This is a genomic window from Pantoea sp., from assembly GCF_039594315.1.
GTDB lineage: Bacteria > Pseudomonadota > Gammaproteobacteria > Enterobacterales > Enterobacteriaceae > Pantoea.
In genome coordinates, this window is the sequence record NZ_JBCNNP010000076.1 from 1 (window position 1) to 16134 (window position 16134).

Annotated in this window: 10 protein-coding genes and 1 pseudogene; 8 read left to right on the forward strand and 3 right to left on the reverse strand. The window is 54.6% G+C overall.

All coding sequences use genetic code 11. The features are described 5' to 3' along the window. Positions 1–95 (reverse strand): annotated as a pseudogene (locus ABDW13_RS22065) (uridine kinase); the annotation flags it as partial. A gap of 230 nt (positions 96–325) precedes the next feature. Between ABDW13_RS22065 and ABDW13_RS22070 the strand changes: the two are divergent. The 3 genes from ABDW13_RS22070 to yegD all read left to right on the forward strand — a co-directional run bounded on the left by ABDW13_RS22070 (position 326) and on the right by yegD (position 5091). Then, positions 326–943, forward strand: coding sequence for a phosphatase PAP2 family protein (locus tag ABDW13_RS22070; RefSeq protein WP_343554666.1), 618 nt, complete (start codon positions 326–328; stop codon positions 941–943). A 153-nt stretch (positions 944–1096) separates the two neighbouring features. Then, positions 1097–3661 (forward strand): diguanylate cyclase, encoded by a 2565-nt coding sequence (locus ABDW13_RS22075; protein ID WP_343554667.1) that lies wholly within the window; start codon positions 1097–1099, stop codon positions 3659–3661. Between the two features lie 77 nt (positions 3662–3738). Beyond that, positions 3739–5091: a molecular chaperone gene (gene yegD, locus ABDW13_RS22080; protein ID WP_343554668.1), complete on the forward strand. Its 1353-nt coding sequence runs from the start codon at positions 3739–3741 to the stop codon at positions 5089–5091. Positions 5092–5212: 121 nt separating this feature from the next. Here yegD and ABDW13_RS22085 read toward each other — a convergent pair whose 3' ends face one another. Together ABDW13_RS22085 and ABDW13_RS22090 are read right to left on the reverse strand one after the other, a co-directional pair. Continuing rightward, a complete protein-coding gene (locus tag ABDW13_RS22085; protein WP_343554669.1) occupies positions 5213–6547 on the reverse strand; it encodes a carbohydrate porin in 1335 nt (444 codons plus the stop codon). A gap of 218 nt (positions 6548–6765) precedes the next feature. Then, positions 6766–7728, reverse strand: coding sequence for an aldo/keto reductase (locus ABDW13_RS22090; protein WP_343554670.1), 963 nt, complete (start codon positions 7726–7728; stop codon positions 6766–6768). A 236-nt stretch (positions 7729–7964) separates the two neighbouring features. Here ABDW13_RS22090 and ABDW13_RS22095 point away from each other — a divergent pair, with 236 nt between their 5' ends. The 5 genes from ABDW13_RS22095 (at position 7965) to vapC (ending at position 16081) form a co-directional block, all read left to right on the forward strand. Continuing rightward, positions 7965–9188: an MdtA/MuxA family multidrug efflux RND transporter periplasmic adaptor subunit gene (locus tag ABDW13_RS22095; protein WP_343554671.1), complete on the forward strand. Its 1224-nt coding sequence runs from the start codon at positions 7965–7967 to the stop codon at positions 9186–9188. Then, positions 9188–12310 (forward strand): MdtB/MuxB family multidrug efflux RND transporter permease subunit, encoded by a 3123-nt coding sequence (locus tag ABDW13_RS22100; RefSeq protein WP_343554672.1) that lies wholly within the window; start codon positions 9188–9190, stop codon positions 12308–12310. Before ABDW13_RS22095 ends, ABDW13_RS22100 begins: the two co-directional genes overlap by 1 nt. Further along, the gene (mdtC, locus tag ABDW13_RS22105) at positions 12307–15378 is read left to right on the forward strand and encodes a multidrug efflux RND transporter permease subunit MdtC (RefSeq protein ID WP_343554673.1); all 3072 of its coding nucleotides are present in this window, start codon (positions 12307–12309) and stop codon (positions 15376–15378) included. Before ABDW13_RS22100 ends, mdtC begins: the two co-directional genes overlap by 4 nt. 71 nt (positions 15379–15449) lie before the next feature. Next, positions 15450–15683, forward strand: coding sequence for a type II toxin-antitoxin system VapB family antitoxin (gene vapB, locus ABDW13_RS22110; RefSeq protein ID WP_343554674.1), 234 nt, complete (start codon positions 15450–15452; stop codon positions 15681–15683). Beyond that, entirely contained in the window at positions 15683–16081 is a 399-nt protein-coding gene (vapC, locus tag ABDW13_RS22115) for a tRNA(fMet)-specific endonuclease VapC (protein WP_343554675.1), read from the forward strand. The genes vapB and vapC overlap by 1 nt, the downstream gene beginning before the upstream one ends. Positions 16082–16134: the final 53 nt, after the last annotated feature.

Genomic DNA, 16134 nt, shown 5'->3' on the forward strand with positions numbered 1-16134 from the left:
ATTTCACGATAGAGCGTGCTGGCGATAAGACTTTTTCCGGATGCGGATGCACCTGCGATGCCAACGATCACGCACTGATGAGACTTGTCAGTCATACTTTTTTAAGACCTGATAACTGGAGCCTGCTTAAGCCGAAGCTACAACGGGCCGAATGAGAGGGTTAGTTGGCGGCAATTATAGGTATTTCACCGGTTTGATGCCAGAGAAATGGGCCTGCGGCTTTTCAGAATATCCCCTTTTGCAGCCAGACGCTTAATCGATACACTGTTCATCTGCCAACACTGTAGCGGGCGTTGGTACTCTGATTGTAGCCACAAGGAAAAGTATGAGCTGGAAAACCCTCACCTATTTTGGCGACAGCATGTTGCTGATCCCCACCGCGGTGATTATCGCGCTGGTGTTGCCATGGAAAAGCGACAACCGCCAAACGGTATGGTATTGGCTGCTGGCGTTTGGTCTGGCGGGCCTGATCGTTAGCGTCTCAAAAATCCTGTTCCTTGGTTTTGGCATTGGTAGCGCCAGATTTAACTTCACCGGTTTCAGCGGACACAGCGCCATGTCTGCCACCCTTTGGCCAGTGATGATGTGGCTGATTTCCGGTCGCTGGTCGCCGCGCTGGCGTATTGCCACCATCGGCATCGGTTACGTTATTCCGCTGATGGTAGGCTTCTCACGCCTGGTGATTCACGCGCACTCTAAAAGCGAAGTGCTGGCAGGTTTGATGCTTGGCTTCACCCTGAGCACCGCATTTCTGCTCACGCAGCGTCGCACCGCGCTGAAAGGCTTTAGTTTGCCGCAGGTCGGCGTGGCGTTTCTGGTGCCGCTGTTGCTGTTGGGGCACGGTCGTGTTGCCACCACGCAGCAGTTCCTTGAACGTTTCTCTGCCAATCTCGCCGGATTAGAAAAACCCTTCACCCGCGCCGATTTATTACGCCGTTTATAATTTCGTAGCGAAGCAAAGTGCCAATCAATTCAGCGAATAAAGGGGAAAATAGATTTCTGCGCAGACATCTTAAATAGATGTGCTAGCATGCAAAACAGAGATTGATTGGCGCATTTTTCAATGTGTAATAGATGCGCGCTGCTGGATTCGTGCATGACCCTCGAAATATTGACTTCACAGGATAGACCACAAAGAACATGGCTCAATGCCCTGCTCATTGGCGGGCTGGCCTTTCTGCTGACGCTGTTTTGCCTGGAACTGATTGTTGTCAGCGGCCGTATTTCCCCACTTTGGTACTCCACCGCTTTAATGACGGTAGTGGTGTTTCGTGCGCCCTCGAAACAGGTTCCTCTGTTGCTGTTTTGTTGTGTGTTGGGAACGGCGCTGGCGAATCTGCTGATCATCGGCCCGGCCCTTAGCAATATCAAATTTGCCATCTTAAATATGGTGCAAGCGGTACTGGGCGGATTGATGTTGCGCGCCTTGCTCAATCGCCGCGCGCCACTTAACTCGTTGCTCGATTGGGTACGTTTTGCGCTGTGCGCCGGTTTAATCGCACCGTTACTTGGCGGCGTGGTCGCATTGTGGATGTTACACGTTGGCAGCAATGCGTCGTTGCCGTTCTTTTTTACGTGGGTGATTTCCGAGGTGATTGGCGTGCTGGCGTTTGGCCCGGTTTTACTGCTATGGCCGAACAAACCGCTGCGCGAGATTATTACGCCCGGCCGCCAGATCGAAACTTGTCTAACGGTGATTGTTACGCTGCTTGCCAGCTATTTATCGCTGCGTTTTCTGCCGTGGCCGTTCACCTTTATTGTGGTGATTCTGTTCTGGTGCGCGGTGCGTCTGCCCAAGTTTGAAGCCTTTTTGTTGTTTTTCATCAATGCTAGCTTCATCTCAACTCTGCTGGCGTTCAACTGGGTCAATCTGGCGCAAAATGGCCTGCTACTTGGACAGATCAGCACCTGGTTGCCGTTCCTGCTGGTGTTGCTGCCAAGTCACGTTATGGCGCTGGTGATGGATGCTTTCCAGCGCGAGAAACTGCATATCAGTGAGAGTGAAACCCGCTTTCGTAACGCGATGGAATATTCGGCGATTGGTATGGCGTTGGTATCACCGAACGGCGGCTGGCAGCAAGTTAATCAATCGCTATGCCAAACGTTGGGTTTCCCGGCGGATGAGCTGAAAAAACTCACGTTCCAGCAAATCACCCATCCCGACGATCTCAACAGCGATTTGCAGCAGTTGGAGCGTCTGGTGGCCGGCGACATCATGACGTACACCATGGAGAAGCGTTATTTCCGCAAAGATGGCGAGATTGTCTGGGCGCGCTTAACGGTTTCGATGGTGCGCGATGCGGCGGCACAGCCACACTATTTTATCGCGCAGATCGTCGATATCTCCGAACTGAAGCAGAGCGAACAGGTTAATCGCCGCTTGATGGAGCGCATCACGCTGGCGAACGAAGCCGGCGGCATTGGCGTGTGGGAATGGAATTTGCTGACCGGCGAAATGCTGTGGGACAAGCGCATGTATGAGCTGTTCGGCTTCAATCCGCATCAAGCGCCTTCGTATGATTTGTGGCTGCATCTGCTGGATGAATCGGAGCGTGAACGCTGTGCGCTGATCATTCAGCAAGCGATTGAACGCCGCAGCGCCTTCCATCTTGAGTATCGCATCAACCTGCCCGACGGCCCGCGCTATGTGCGTTCCGAAGCCAACCGCATTTTGAGTCAGGATGGTCAGATTGAACGCATGCTGGGCATTTGTCAGGACATCACGCCGCTGCGCATGCTGAATGAAGCACTGTTCCAGGAAAAAGAGCGCATGGCGATTACGCTGGATTCCATCGGCGAAGCGGTGATCAGTACCGATGATGAAATGCGCGTCACCTTTATGAATCCGGTGGCAGAAACCTTAAGCGGTTGGTCGCAAGAGAAAGCTGCGGGCGTGGCGATTACCGAACTGCTCCATATCACACGTGGCACCAGCGGGCCGCGCGTGGAAAACCTATTGCTGTGCCAGCTGCCTGGTGAAAAAACCTCGCCGAATCTGGACGAGGAGTTGGTGCTGCACACGCCAGATGGCGCGCGTGTGGAGATTCACTACAGTATCACGCCGCTGAAAACCTTAACCGGCACCAACATTGGCGCGGTGATGGTTATTCAGGACGTCAGTGAATCGCGCAAGATGATGAAGCGTCTGAGCTACAGCGCCTCGCACGATATGTTGACGCGGCTGCCGAACCGCCACAGCTTCGAGCAGCTGCTCAAACGCCTGGTGAATGACGCTGCGGCCAACAAAACTCAGCACGTGTTGGTGTTTATCGATCTCGACAAATTTAAAGCGGTCAACGACACCGCCGGACACGCCGCCGGTGATGCCTTGCTGCGCGAGCTGGCTGAATTGATGCCGCATCATCTGCGCACCAGCGATATGTTGGCGCGTTTAGGCGGCGACGAATTTGGTGTACTGCTGCCGAATTGCGAAGTTGATCAAGTACGCGACGTGGTGCAAAACATTGTTACCGCCGTCAGTGAATACCGCTTTGTCTGGCAGAATGAGTTGTATCACGTGGGCGCGAGCGCCGGCATCACGCAAATTGATCAACACAACTGCATCAGTAATGTGGTGATGTCACAGGCCGATGTTGCCTGTTACAGCGCAAAACATGCTGGTCGTGGTCAGTATCACGTTTATCAGGAAGTGCAGATGTAATCTGCCGCTTCTGCGTATTGCCAGCCTGCGCGAGCTGCGCTAAAGTCGCCCCCTTTTTTCCGGCATGGGGGATAAATATGTTTATCGGATTCGATTACGGCACGGCCAACTGTTCAATTGCAGTGAGTGATAACGGCACGCCGCGCCTGCTGACACTGGAGAATGGTCAGCGCCTGCTTCCCTCCATGATTTGTGCCCCGACGCGTGAAGCGATTAGCGAATGGTTGCATCGTCATCATCAAGTGCCCACGCCAGACAGCGAAGGCACCGCCCTGTTGCAGCGCGCGCTGCGTTATAACCGCGACGAAGACATCGATGTTACGCCAGGCAGCGTGCAGTTCGGTTTGACTGCGCTCCAGCAATATATGGTTGATCCGGAAGAAGTGTGGTTCGTGAAATCACCGAAATCCTTCCTTGGCGCTAATGGCCTAAAGCCGCAGCAAATCGCCTTTTTCGAAGATTTGGTGTGCGCGATGATGCTGCACATTCGCCAGCAAGGTGAAACCCAGCTAGATCGTCCAATTGAGCAAGCGGTGATTGGTCGTCCAATCAACTTCCAAGGCTTAGGTGGTGAAGAGGCCAACCAGCAAGCACAAGGCATTCTGCTGCGTGCGGCTCAACGTGCCGGTTTCCGCGATGTGGAGTTCCAATTTGAGCCGGTTGCCGCTGGTCTGGACTTCGAAGCGAGTTTAGAGAAAGAGACTCGCGTTTTAGTGGTTGATATCGGCGGCGGTACCACCGACTGTTCGATGCTGCTGATGGGCCCGGAATGGCGGCATAAAACTGACCGCCGCGAAAGTCTGCTGGGCCACAGTGGTTGCCGCGTCGGCGGTAACGATCTCGACATTATGTTGGCCTTTAAAACCTTGATGCCGCTGCTCGGTCTCGGCGGCAACACGCAGAAAGGCACCGCGCTGCCTGCGCTACCGTGGTGGAATGCGGTAGCGATTAACGATGTTCCGGCGCAAAGTGATTTTTACTCTGCGGCCAGCGGCAAATTGTTGCGCGATTTGATTCGTGACGCGGAGCAGGCCGATAAAGTGACGCATCTGCTGAAAGTATGGCAGCAGAAGTTGAGCTATCGCTTGGTGCGCGCGGCGGAGGAGAGCAAAATTGCGCTGTCGGATGTGGCTGAAACTGACGCTTCGCTGGCATTTATCGCCGCACAATTGCAGGCGAACATCAGCGCAACTCAGTTAGAAGAAGCGATTAATCAACCGCTGGAACGTATTCTTGAGCAAGTGCATTTGGCGCTCGCCACCTGTGAAACCAAGCCGGAAGTGATTTATCTCACCGGCGGTAGCGCCCGTTCACCGGTACTTCGTGCCGCATTGCAGCAGGCGCTGCCCGATACGCCAATTGCCAGCGGCGATGATTTCGCCTCCGTCACCGCCGGTCTGGCGCGCTGGGCCGAGGTGATGTTCAGATAATTGACTTCACTCCGAACGGTCTCCTCTCCCGCCTGTGGGAGAGTTCCAAACAGTCCCCTCTCCCGCTTGCGGGAGAGGGTTAGGGTGAGGGGAACCTCGCTCGATCTAAAACTCAACCCAATCAGAAGTTAATATTTGCCGCAATCCCGCCAACAAACGCATCTTTCACTTCGCTCACCGCACCCGGTGCCACCACATATTGCAGGTTCGGACGCAGTTGCAGCCACTTGGTCAACTGAGCGTTGTAATAGATCTCGTAGTTGTACTCTGAACCATCCTGAATCGGCAGATAGGTTGGGCTGTTGAAGTCGGTTTCACCGTTAGCATCGTTCTGCTCACGCAGTGAACGCGTATAGGCGCTGTTAACGTGGATACGCGCAGCACCGACACCAATCTCATCCTGCGGACGTGCATCGAACGGCCCTTTCCAGGTAAAGCTGACAGACTGATAGTTGTCAGTTTTCGAGGTTTTGTGGTCGTTCATCACCGCCTGCACTGTCACACCCAAACCACGACTCACATCGCCGCCCTGCGCGGTCAGCTGTTGTTGCAATAGCACGTAGCCGCCATAGGCATGGTCTTTGCTCTGATAAGCGCCATCACGCCAGCTGCCGTAGTTATCGCCATTGGCTGATGAGTAGTAATAACCAATGCGGTAATTACCCGGCAATTTGTCCGCGCCTAACGTCGGTTTCCAGCCCAATTCCACCGGCACCATATTGCCTTCAGAATTGCTGGTATCGAGGCGGAAACCGTCGCCGCGATCGTAGTTAGAACTGTTCTGGTTATAGAAGCCGACCTGGAAGAACACTTCCGGCGTGATGTTGACCTTCACGCGTCCGCCCCATTGGGAAACTGGCCAGTTAAACCAGCGGTCGCCACGCCAGTTACCCGCCTGGCCGCTACCAAATGCCAGGTTCTGGAACTTACTGTCAAAGTTATCGAAATCTTCACCAACCGTTACGCGACCGGCTTTCAGATTAACGGTGTTATCAAACAAGCCCTGACTTAACCAAAATTGGGTTAAGCGCCAGGTTTGTCCACGACCGTACACTTCCTGGGTGGATGACAACATGCCAGTGCGCGAATCGGCCACCTGATCCGAGATGTTGCGGCCATTACGGTCGGTAATCGTCATCTGGAATTGGGCATCTTTCCAATTCAGCAGTTTATCGAGATCGAAGTTGGCACCAAACGCCCACTGGTCGCTGTAACGCATCGAGGTATTGGTATCCGCACCACCGGCCAGGTTTGAGGCGCTTTCCATGGTGTAGTTGACGTCGAATTTGATGCCGTCATTTTCCAGCTGCGTTCGGTAACCGCCCCAATCGCCGAACATATACGGTGAATCGTAACTGAAGGCATCAGCGGCCATCGCTGAGGCACTCAGCATCGCAAACATCAGGGTTCCCGCGGCCAGGCGGGGTAATTGCTGCACTGCTTCTTTTCTGTTCATGATATTTTTTCTTATATGAAGTGACTGGAAAGGATCGAAAAGAGGATAGTGCTGGCCTAAAGGCAACTTTTGCAAATAAGTGCGTAGTTTAGCGGATGTTTACGGTGCGATTGCACAATTGTGACACCGATCGATGAATGAATATCTTTTGGCAGGAATGGCATTTTTTGCGTGGCAAACCATGAAAAAGGCGACCTAAGGCCGCCTGATGCAAGAAACTACGCTTTACTGGCACTCGCCAGCTCTTCGATCTCTTGTTTACTGAGTTGCAACTCGGTGGCTTTCACTAATTCATCTAACTGTTGCAGCGACGTCGCACTAACAATCGGCGCGGTAATGCTCGGACGCGCAATCTGCCACGCCAGCGCCACTTGCGTAGCCGACACATCATGAGACGCCGCGACATCTTCTAGCGCTTCAATGATGCGTTTGCCGCGTTCATTGAGGTATTTATCGACAATGCCCTGCCCACGCTTACTCTTGCTGGCATCTTCCGGCTTTTTGTATTTGCCGCTGAGGAAGCCGCTGGCCAGCGAATAGTAGTTAATCACGCCAAGGCCATTCTTCACCGCAACCAGCTCCAGCCCGCTTTCGTACTCCTGACGATCATACAAATTGTACTCGGGCTGCAAGGTCTCATAACGCGCGATGCCAGCTTGTTTGCTGACATCCAGCGCTTCCTGCAAGCGTTTGGCATTGTAGTTAGAGGCACCAATCGCGCGGACCTTGCCCTCTTTAATCAGCGAATCAAAGGCTTTGAGCGTGTCCAGCAGCGGCGTGGTGTCATCGTCACGGTGCGCCTGATAGAGATCGATGACGTCAGTTTGCAGACGACGCAGCGAATCTTCCACCGCCTGGCGGATATACGCCGGTTTCAAACCGGTTTTTTCCGGCGACAGCTCCATGCCGACTTTGGTTGCCAGCACGATGCTGTCGCGCTTGCCGCTTTTCTTCAGCCATTTACCGATGATGGTTTCCGATTCGCCACCGGCGTTGCCTGGTGCCCAGCGCGAATAGACGTCGGCGGTATCGATAAAGAACAATCCTTTCTCCACCAACGCATCAAGCAGTGAAAATGAGGTCTTTTCATCTACCGTCCAGCCAAACACATTGCCGCCAAACGTGAGACGGGGAACTTCAATACCACTGTCGCCAAGTTGGCGGAGTTTCTGTTGACTCATTTTGTTCTCCTTATTCAAACGAGACAGGTCTGTTATTGAGCTTAGCAAAGGAAATCGTCGCGCTTATGCCTATTCCTGCCAGAATATTTACAGAATATGAATACTTAGCGTCGTTGGGGCGATATTCTTATTTCCTTCAATTTTTGCCCGGTCCGGGCGACTACAATCATTTCGTTTGCGATACCGCTTTTTAGGCACCGCACTTTGGGAAAACGAACCGCTGGAGAGCACACAGATTGAAAAACCGTCGACTAAAAACAAGTTTGCTGATCGTAGCCGCAATTGCCGTCGTGGCTGGCGGATATTACTGGTGGCAACATCCAGCGGAACCCAATAAAGCAGCGCAGGCCGAAGGCCAGCAACATCGCGGACGCGGAGCTGGCGGCAAACGTCCGTTAGCGCCAGTGCAAGCCGCCGCCGCCACTACCGAAAGCGTGCCTTACTTCCTCAGCGGCCTGGGCACGGTTACCGCCGCCAATACCGTCACGGTGCGCAGCCGGGTTGATGGTCAATTAATGGCGTTGCACTTCCAGGAAGGTCAGCAAGTGGCCGTCGGTGCGCTACTGGCCGAAATCGATCCGCGTCCTTATCAAGTGGCATTAACCCAGGCGCAAGGCCAACTGGCGAAAGACCAGGCCACGCTGGCCAATGCCCGCCGCGATCTCAGCCGTTATGAAAAACTGGCGAAAACGTCGCTGGTTTCGCAGCAAGAACTCGATACGCAACGCTCGCTGGTGAGTGAAACGCTCGGCACTATCAAAGCTGATGAAGGTAACGTCGCCAGCGCGCAACTCAATCTAACCTACAGCCGCATTACCGCACCGATCAGCGGACGCGTCGGTTTGAAGCAGGTTGATGTCGGCAACTACATTACTTCCGGCGATACCACCGGTTTAGTGGTGATCACCGAAACGCACCCGATTGACGTGGTATTCAGCGTGGCGGAGAACAACATCAGCCAAATCCTTAAGGCGCAGAAAAGCGGCCAGCCGTTGATCGTCGAAGCCTGGGATCGCAGCAACAAAACCCTGCTCACCAGCGGCAATTTGCTGAGTATTGATAACCAAATCGACGCCACCACCGGCACCATAAAACTGAAAGCACGCTTCAATAACGAAGACGATGCGTTGTTCCCTAACCAGTTCGTTAACGCGCGTCTCAAGGTCGATACCTTGCAGGATGCGGTGGTGATTCCAACTGCTGCCTTGCAGATGAGCAATGACGGCCACTTTGTTTGGGTGGTAAACAGCGATAACAAAGTGAGCAAAAAACGCGTCACCGCCGGTTTGCAGGATAGCCAGAAAGTGGTGATTAGCGCCGGTCTGGAAGCCGGCGATCGCGTCGTCACCGATGGTCTGGATCGTTTGACCGAAGGCGCCACGGTTGAAATCGTTGCCCCGCAAAGCACCGCCTCGCACAGCACGCGCGCTGCGCAACCGGCACGCGGAGAGCGTCAATAATGCAGGTGATGCCTCCTGATACCAGTGGCGGGCCATCACGCCAGTTTATTCTGCGCCCGGTCGCGACTACCTTATTAATGATCGCCATCTTGTTGGCGGGTGTCCTTGGCTACCGTTTTCTGCCTGTTTCGGCGTTGCCAGAAGTCGATTACCCGACCATTCAGGTAGTGACGCTCTATCCCGGCGCCAGCCCGGATGTGGTCACCTCGTCGATCACCGCACCGCTTGAGCGCCAGTTTGGCCAGATGTCCGGCCTGAAACAGATGTCATCGCAGAGTTCCGGCGGCGCTTCAGTGGTGACGCTGCAATTCCAGCTGACGCTGTCGCTGGATGTCGCCGAGCAGGAAGTGCAAGCGGCGATTAACTCCGCCACTAACTTGTTGCCTAACGATCTGCCGAATCCGCCGGTTTACAGCAAAGTCAATCCAGCCGATCCACCGATCATGACACTGGCCGTCACCACCACCAGCATGCCGTTGACGCAAGTGCAAGACATGGTGGAAACCCGCGTGGCACAAAAAATTTCGCAGGTTTCCGGGGTCGGTTTGGTGACGCTGTCGGGAGGGCAACGTCCAGCGGTACGCGTGAAGATGAATGCACAAGCGCTGGCAGCATTAGGTTTGACCAGCGAATCGGTGCGTACCGCCATCACCAATGCCAACGTCAACTCGGCGAAAGGTAGCCTCGACGGCCCAACGCGCTCAATTACCCTTTCTGCCAACGACCAGATGACCTCGGCGGAAGATTATCGCAAGCTGATCATCAGCTATAACAACGGCGCGCCGGTACGTTTGGGTGACGTTGCTACTATCGAGCAAGGTGCTGAAAACAGTTGGCTCGGCGCATGGGCCAACCGCCAACCGGCGATTGTGCTCAACGTGCAACGTCAGCCTGGCGCCAATATCATCGCTACCGCCGATAACATCCGCGCCATGCTGCCCGCGCTCACCGCCACGCTGCCAAAATCGGTGGATGTGAAGTTGTTGACCGACCGCACCACCAACATCCGCGCCTCGGTCAGTGATACGCAACACGAACTGATTTTGGCGATGGGATTGGTGGTAATGATCATCTACCTGTTCCTGCGTAACGTACCGGCCACTATTATTCCCGCGGTTGCCGTGCCGCTGTCGCTGGTGGGTACTTTCGCCGCGATGTATTTCCTCGGCTTCTCGATCAACAACCTCACATTGATGGCGCTGACCATCGCCACCGGTTTTGTGGTGGATGACGCCATCGTGGTGATCGAGAACATTTCGCGCTACATCGAAAAAGGTGAGAAGCCGATGACGGCGGCGCTGAAAGGCGCGGGCGAGATTGGCTTCACCATTATCTCCCTCACCTTCTCGCTGATCGCGGTACTGATTCCGTTGCTGTTCATGGGCGATGTGATTGGTCGCCTGTTCCGCGAATTTGCCGTGACGCTGGCGGTGGCGATTCTGATTTCTGCCGTAGTGTCATTAACGCTGACGCCAATGATGTGCGCGCGCATGCTGAGTGCCGAATCGCTGCGTAAACAGAACCGCTTCTCACGCGCCAGCGAAGCGATGTTTGATCGCATTATCGCGGTGTATGGTCGTGGATTAACCCGCGTGTTGCTGCATCCGTGGATCACGCTGTCAGTGGCGCTCGGCACCTTACTGATCACCGTGTTGCTGTGGATTATGATTCCGAAAGGCTTCTTCCCGCAGCAGGACAACAGCATTATTCAGGGCACCTTGCAGGCTCCGCAGTCGGTTTCCTACGCCAATATGGCGGAACGTACGCGCGATGTGGCCTCGATCATCATGAAAGATCCGGCGGTGCAGAGCATGACGTCGTTCGTGGGCGTCGATGGCACCAATGCCGCACTGAACAGCGCCCGCCTGCAAATCAATCTCAAACCGCTGGATCAACGTGATGACCGCATTCCAGTGGTGCAAAAGCGTCTGCAACAGGCGATTGATCGTGTGCCGGGGGTCAGCATGTGGCTGCAACCGGTGCAGGATCTCACTATTGATACTCAAGCCAGCCGCACGCCGTATCAATTCACCTTGCAATCCGGTTCACTGGAATCACTCAGCTTGTGGGTGCCGAAACTGCTGGAGCAACTCAACACCTTGCCTGAATTGCGCGATGTGAGCAGCGATTGGCAGGATCAAGGTTTAGAAGCCTTTGTGCGCGTTGATCGTGACAGCGCCAGCCGCCTCGGCATCAGCATGGCCGACGTGGATAACGCGCTGTATAACGCCTTTGGTCAGCGTCTGATTTCCACTATTTACACCCAAGCCAACCAATATCGCGTGGTGCTGGAGCAGAACAACGATGCCACGCCGGGTTTGGCGAGTCTCGATGGCATTCGCCTCAACAGCAGCGATGGCGGCAGCGTGCCGCTGAGCGCGATTGCGCAGATCGAAGAACGCCACGCCGCGTTAAGCATCAACCATCTCGACCAGTTCCCGTCGGCCACTTTCTCATTTGATGTGGCCGAAGGTTATTCGTTGGGCGAGGCGGTAAAAGCAGTCAGCGCAGCGGAAGATCAGGTTGGTATGCCTGCCGAAATGATGACGCAATTCCAGGGCAGCACGCTGGCGTTCGAAGCGGCGTTATCCAGCACCGTGTGGCTGATTGTCGCGGCGGTGGTGGCGATGTATATCGTGCTCGGCGTGCTGTATGAGAGCTTTATCCACCCGATCACCATTCTTTCGACGCTGCCGACCGCCGGTGTCGGTGCGCTGCTGGCATTAATGCTGAGCGGCAACGAGTTGGATATCATCGCCATCATCGGCATCATCCTGCTGATCGGTATCGTGAAGAAAAACGCCATCATGATGATCGACTTCGCTCTGGCGGCGGAACGTGAGCAAGGCATGCCGCCGCGTGAAGCGATTTATCAGGCCTGTTTATTGCGTTTCCGCCCGATTCTGATGACGACGCTAGCCGCATTGCTCGGTGCGCTGCCACTGATGTTGAGTACCGGCATGGGTGCGGAATTGCGTCGTCCGCTGGGTATCGCGATGGTCGGCGGTTTGGTGGTCAGCCAGGTGCTCACGCTGTTTACCACGCCGGTGATCTATCTGCTGTTTGATCGCCTGTCTCACGCCACGCGCCGTCGCTTTAAGCGCTCGGAGGCGCAGCCGTGAAGTTCTTCGCCCTGTTCATCCATCGTCCGGTAGCGACAACGCTGCTCACCATCGCCATTGCGTTGGCCGGGATTCTCGGTTTCCGTCTGCTGCCGGTTGCACCGCTGCCGCAGCTGGATTTCCCGGTAATTTTAATTTCTGCCTCGTTACCCGGTGCGTCACCAGAAACCATGGCGGCTTCGGTTGCCACGCCGCTGGAGCGTTCATTGGGCCGCATTGCGGGCGTTAGCGAAATGACCTCGACCAGTTCGCTGGGCAGCACGCGCATTATTTTGGTGTTCGATTTTGATCGCGACATCAACGGTGCGGCGCGTGATGTGCAGGCGGCGATTAACGCGGCGCAAAGCCTGTTGCCCACCGGCATGCCGAGCCGCCCGAGCTACCGCAAAGCCAACCCGTCCGATGCGCCAATCATGATCCTGACGCTGACTTCGGACATTTATAATCCCGGTCAGCTGTATGATTACGCCTCAACGCAACTGGCGCAGAAACTGTCGCAAATCGAAGGGGTTGGCGATGTCACGGTTGGCGGCAGTTCGCTACCGGCGGTGCGTGTCGATCTCAACCCACAAGCGCTGTTCAACCAAGGCGTGTCGCTGGATGCGGTGCGCACCGCCATCAGCAATGCCAACCAACGTCGTCCACAAGGCGCGATTGATGATGTGAAGCAGCGCTGGCAGGTACGCACCAACGATGAATTGCAAACCGCCAGCGAATATCAGCCGCTGGTGGTGCATTACAACAACGGCGCAGCAGTGCGGCTCAGCGATGTTGCCAACGTGCAGGATTCGGTGCAGGACGTGCGCAACGCCGGGATGACCAACGGCAAAGCGGCGGTATTGCTGGTGGTGCGGAAGTCACCGGAAGCCAACATTATTGATACCGTGGATCGCATTCGTAGCGAACTGCCAGAACTGCATGACGTGATTCCTGCCGCGATCGATCTGCAAATCGCTCAGGATCGTTCGCCGACCATTCGAGCTTCACTGCATGAAGTCGAGCAGTCGCTGATTATCGCCGTGGCGCTGGTGATTCTGGTGGTGTTTGCTTTCCTGCGCGACTGGCGCGCCACCTTGATTCCCGCCGCTGCGGTGCCGGTGTCTTTGATTGGTACTTTCGCCGCGATGTATTTGTGCGGTTTCAGCCTGAATAACCTGTCGCTGATGGCGCTGACCATCGCCACTGGTTTTGTGGTGGATGACGCGATTGTGGTGCTGGAGAACATCGCGCGCCATGTCGAAGCCGGTATGAAACCGTTGCAAGCGGCGCTAACCGGCGTGCGCGAAGTGGGCTTTACCGTGCTATCGATGAGTTTGTCGCTGATTGCCGTGTTCCTGCCACTGCTGATGCTCGGCGGCATTATTGGGCGCTTCTTCTCGGAATTTGCCATCACGCTATCCGTGGCGATCCTGATTTCGCTGTTCATCTCGGTAACGCTGACGCCGATGATGTGCGCCTATTTGCTCAAGCCGCAGGTCAAACGTAGCCAGCCGCGCACCCGCGGTTTTGGCAAGCTACTGATGAAAGTGCAAAACGGCTATGGACGCTCGCTCGGTTGGGTGCTGAATCACGCCATTTGGGTGTTAATGCTGCTTCTCGGCACCGTGGCGCTCACCGTTTGGCTGTTTATCTCAATCCCCAAAACCTTTATGCCTGAACAAGATACCGGGCGACTGCAAGGCTTTATCTCGGCGGATCAGAGCATTTCCTTCCAGGCGATGCGCGGCAAGTTGCAAGATTTCATGAACATCATCAAAGCCGATCCGGCGGTGGATAACGTTACCGGCTTTACCGGCGGTTCACGCACCAACAGCGGTTCGATGTTTGTGTCACTCAAACCGCTTTCTGAACGCAGCGAAAGTGCGCAGGAAGTGATTGCGCGCCTGCGCATCAAGCTGGCGAAAGAACCAGGCGCTAATCTGTATCTCAACGCGGTACAGGATATTCGCATCGGCGGGCGTGAATCCAACGCCAGCTATCAATACAGTTTGCTGTCGGACAACCTTGCAGATTTACGTGAATGGGAGCCGAAAATCCGCCAGGCATTTGCCGCCCTGCCCGAGCTGGCCGACGTTAACTCGGATCAGCAGGACAACGGCAGCGAAATGAATCTGACTTACGATCGTGAAAGCATGGCGCGGCTGGGCATCGACGTCTCCGCCGCCAACGCCTTGCTGAATAACGCGTTTGGTCAGCGCCAAATCTCCACCATTTACCAGCCGCTCAACCAGTACAAAGTGGTGATGGAAGTGGATCCGCGTTACACGCAAGACATCAGCTCGTTGGATCAGATGTTTGTGATTAACAGTGATGGCAAAGCGATTCCGCTCAGTTGGTTTGCCAAATGGCAACCGGCCAATGCGCCGCTGGCGGTGAATCATCAAGGCTTGTCTGCCGCGTCAACCATCTCGTTCAATCTGCCGGAAGGCGTGTCGTTGTCGCAAGCGTCGGATGCGATTGATCGTACCGTCACCGCGATTGGCGTGCCTTCAACGGTACGCGGCAGTTTTGCCGGTACCGCGCAGGTGTTCCAGCAATCACAATCCAACCAGCTTTACTTGATGCTGGCGGCGATTGCGGCGGTGTACATCGTGCTGGGGATTCTGTACGAAAGTTACGTCCATCCGCTGACCATTCTCTCCACGCTGCCATCGGCGGGCGTGGGTGCCTTGCTGGCGCTGGAACTGTTCAGCACGCCGTTTAGCTTGATTGCGTTGATCGGTATTTTGCTGCTGATAGGTATCGTAAAGAAAAACGCCATCATGATGGTCGATTTCGCCTTAGATGCTGAGCGTAACGGCAATCTGTCAGCGCGCGACGCCATTTTCCAGGCATGTCAGCTGCGTTTCCGTCCGATTCTGATGACCACCTTAGCGGCACTGTTTGGCGCGCTGCCGTTAGTCCTGACCAGCGGCGACGGCGCTGAACTGCGCCAACCGCTCGGCATCACCATCGCTGGCGGTTTAGTGATGAGCCAACTGCTGACGCTTTACACTACGCCAGTGGTGTATTTGATGATGGATAAGCTGCGACGCAAGAAGAAAACGGCGCAACTTGCTACAGAATGACCTGCTATACACCATTGCTATATAGCAGAAAGAGCGTAAACTTTAACCAGTGATTCACTGAGGAGGTTTATATGTCGCGAGGTACGGTATTTACCAGTAATAGAACACAGAATGTGCGAATTCCAGCAGATGTTCGATTCCCTGATGATGTAAAAAACGTCTTCGTCAGGGCCGTTGGCAATGAACGTATCTTGGTTCCAATTGAAAATGCCTGGGACAGCTTTTTCCTTGATGGCCCAACGGTTAGCGAAGATTTTATGGACGAGCGTGCATCACAAGAACAAACGGAAAGGGAAGATTTTTAATGCATCGCTATATGCTGGATACCAACATTGTTATCTACGTTATCAAGCGGCGGCCAATCGAGGTGTTAGAACGTTTCAATGCCAATGTTGGCCGTATGGTGATTTCATCAATCACGTTGGCAGAACTGTTTCATGGTTCAGAAAAGAGTGCGTTTCCCGAGCGAAACTTGCGTGTGGTTGAAGATTTTGTCTCACGCCTGGATGTGCTCAATTACGATGCCAGAGCCGCTTTTCACTATGGCGCAATTCGCGCAGAACTGGAGAAAAATGGCACACCTATCGGCCTCAATGACCTGCATATCGCCGGTCACGCCCGCAGTACTGCACTCACGCTGGTATCAAATAACTTACGCGAGTTCTCACGCGTAAATGGATTGATTTGCGAAAACTGGCTCTGAAATAACAGGTACTTATGAAAAAACTCTGAAATGCCATCAGCACTACTATATCT

What these genes read in the sequence shown, in the direction of transcription:
- ABDW13_RS22070 (WP_343554666.1), top strand. Translation starts at nt 326, where the DNA reads ATGAGCTGGAAAACCCTCACCTATTTTGGCGACAGCATGTTGCTGATC.
- ABDW13_RS22075 (WP_343554667.1), top strand. Translation starts at nt 1,097, where the DNA reads ATGACCCTCGAAATATTGACTTCACAGGATAGACCACAAAGAACATGG.
- yegD (WP_343554668.1), top strand. Translation starts at nt 3,739, where the DNA reads ATGTTTATCGGATTCGATTACGGCACGGCCAACTGTTCAATTGCAGTG.
- ABDW13_RS22085 (WP_343554669.1), bottom strand. Translation starts at nt 6,547, where the DNA reads ATGAACAGAAAAGAAGCAGTGCAGCAATTACCCCGCCTGGCCGCGGGA.
- ABDW13_RS22090 (WP_343554670.1), bottom strand. Translation starts at nt 7,728, where the DNA reads ATGAGTCAACAGAAACTCCGCCAACTTGGCGACAGTGGTATTGAAGTT.
- ABDW13_RS22100 (WP_343554672.1), top strand. Translation starts at nt 9,188, where the DNA reads ATGCAGGTGATGCCTCCTGATACCAGTGGCGGGCCATCACGCCAGTTT.
- vapB (WP_343554674.1), top strand. Translation starts at nt 15,450, where the DNA reads ATGTCGCGAGGTACGGTATTTACCAGTAATAGAACACAGAATGTGCGA.
- vapC (WP_343554675.1), top strand. Translation starts at nt 15,683, where the DNA reads ATGCATCGCTATATGCTGGATACCAACATTGTTATCTACGTTATCAAG.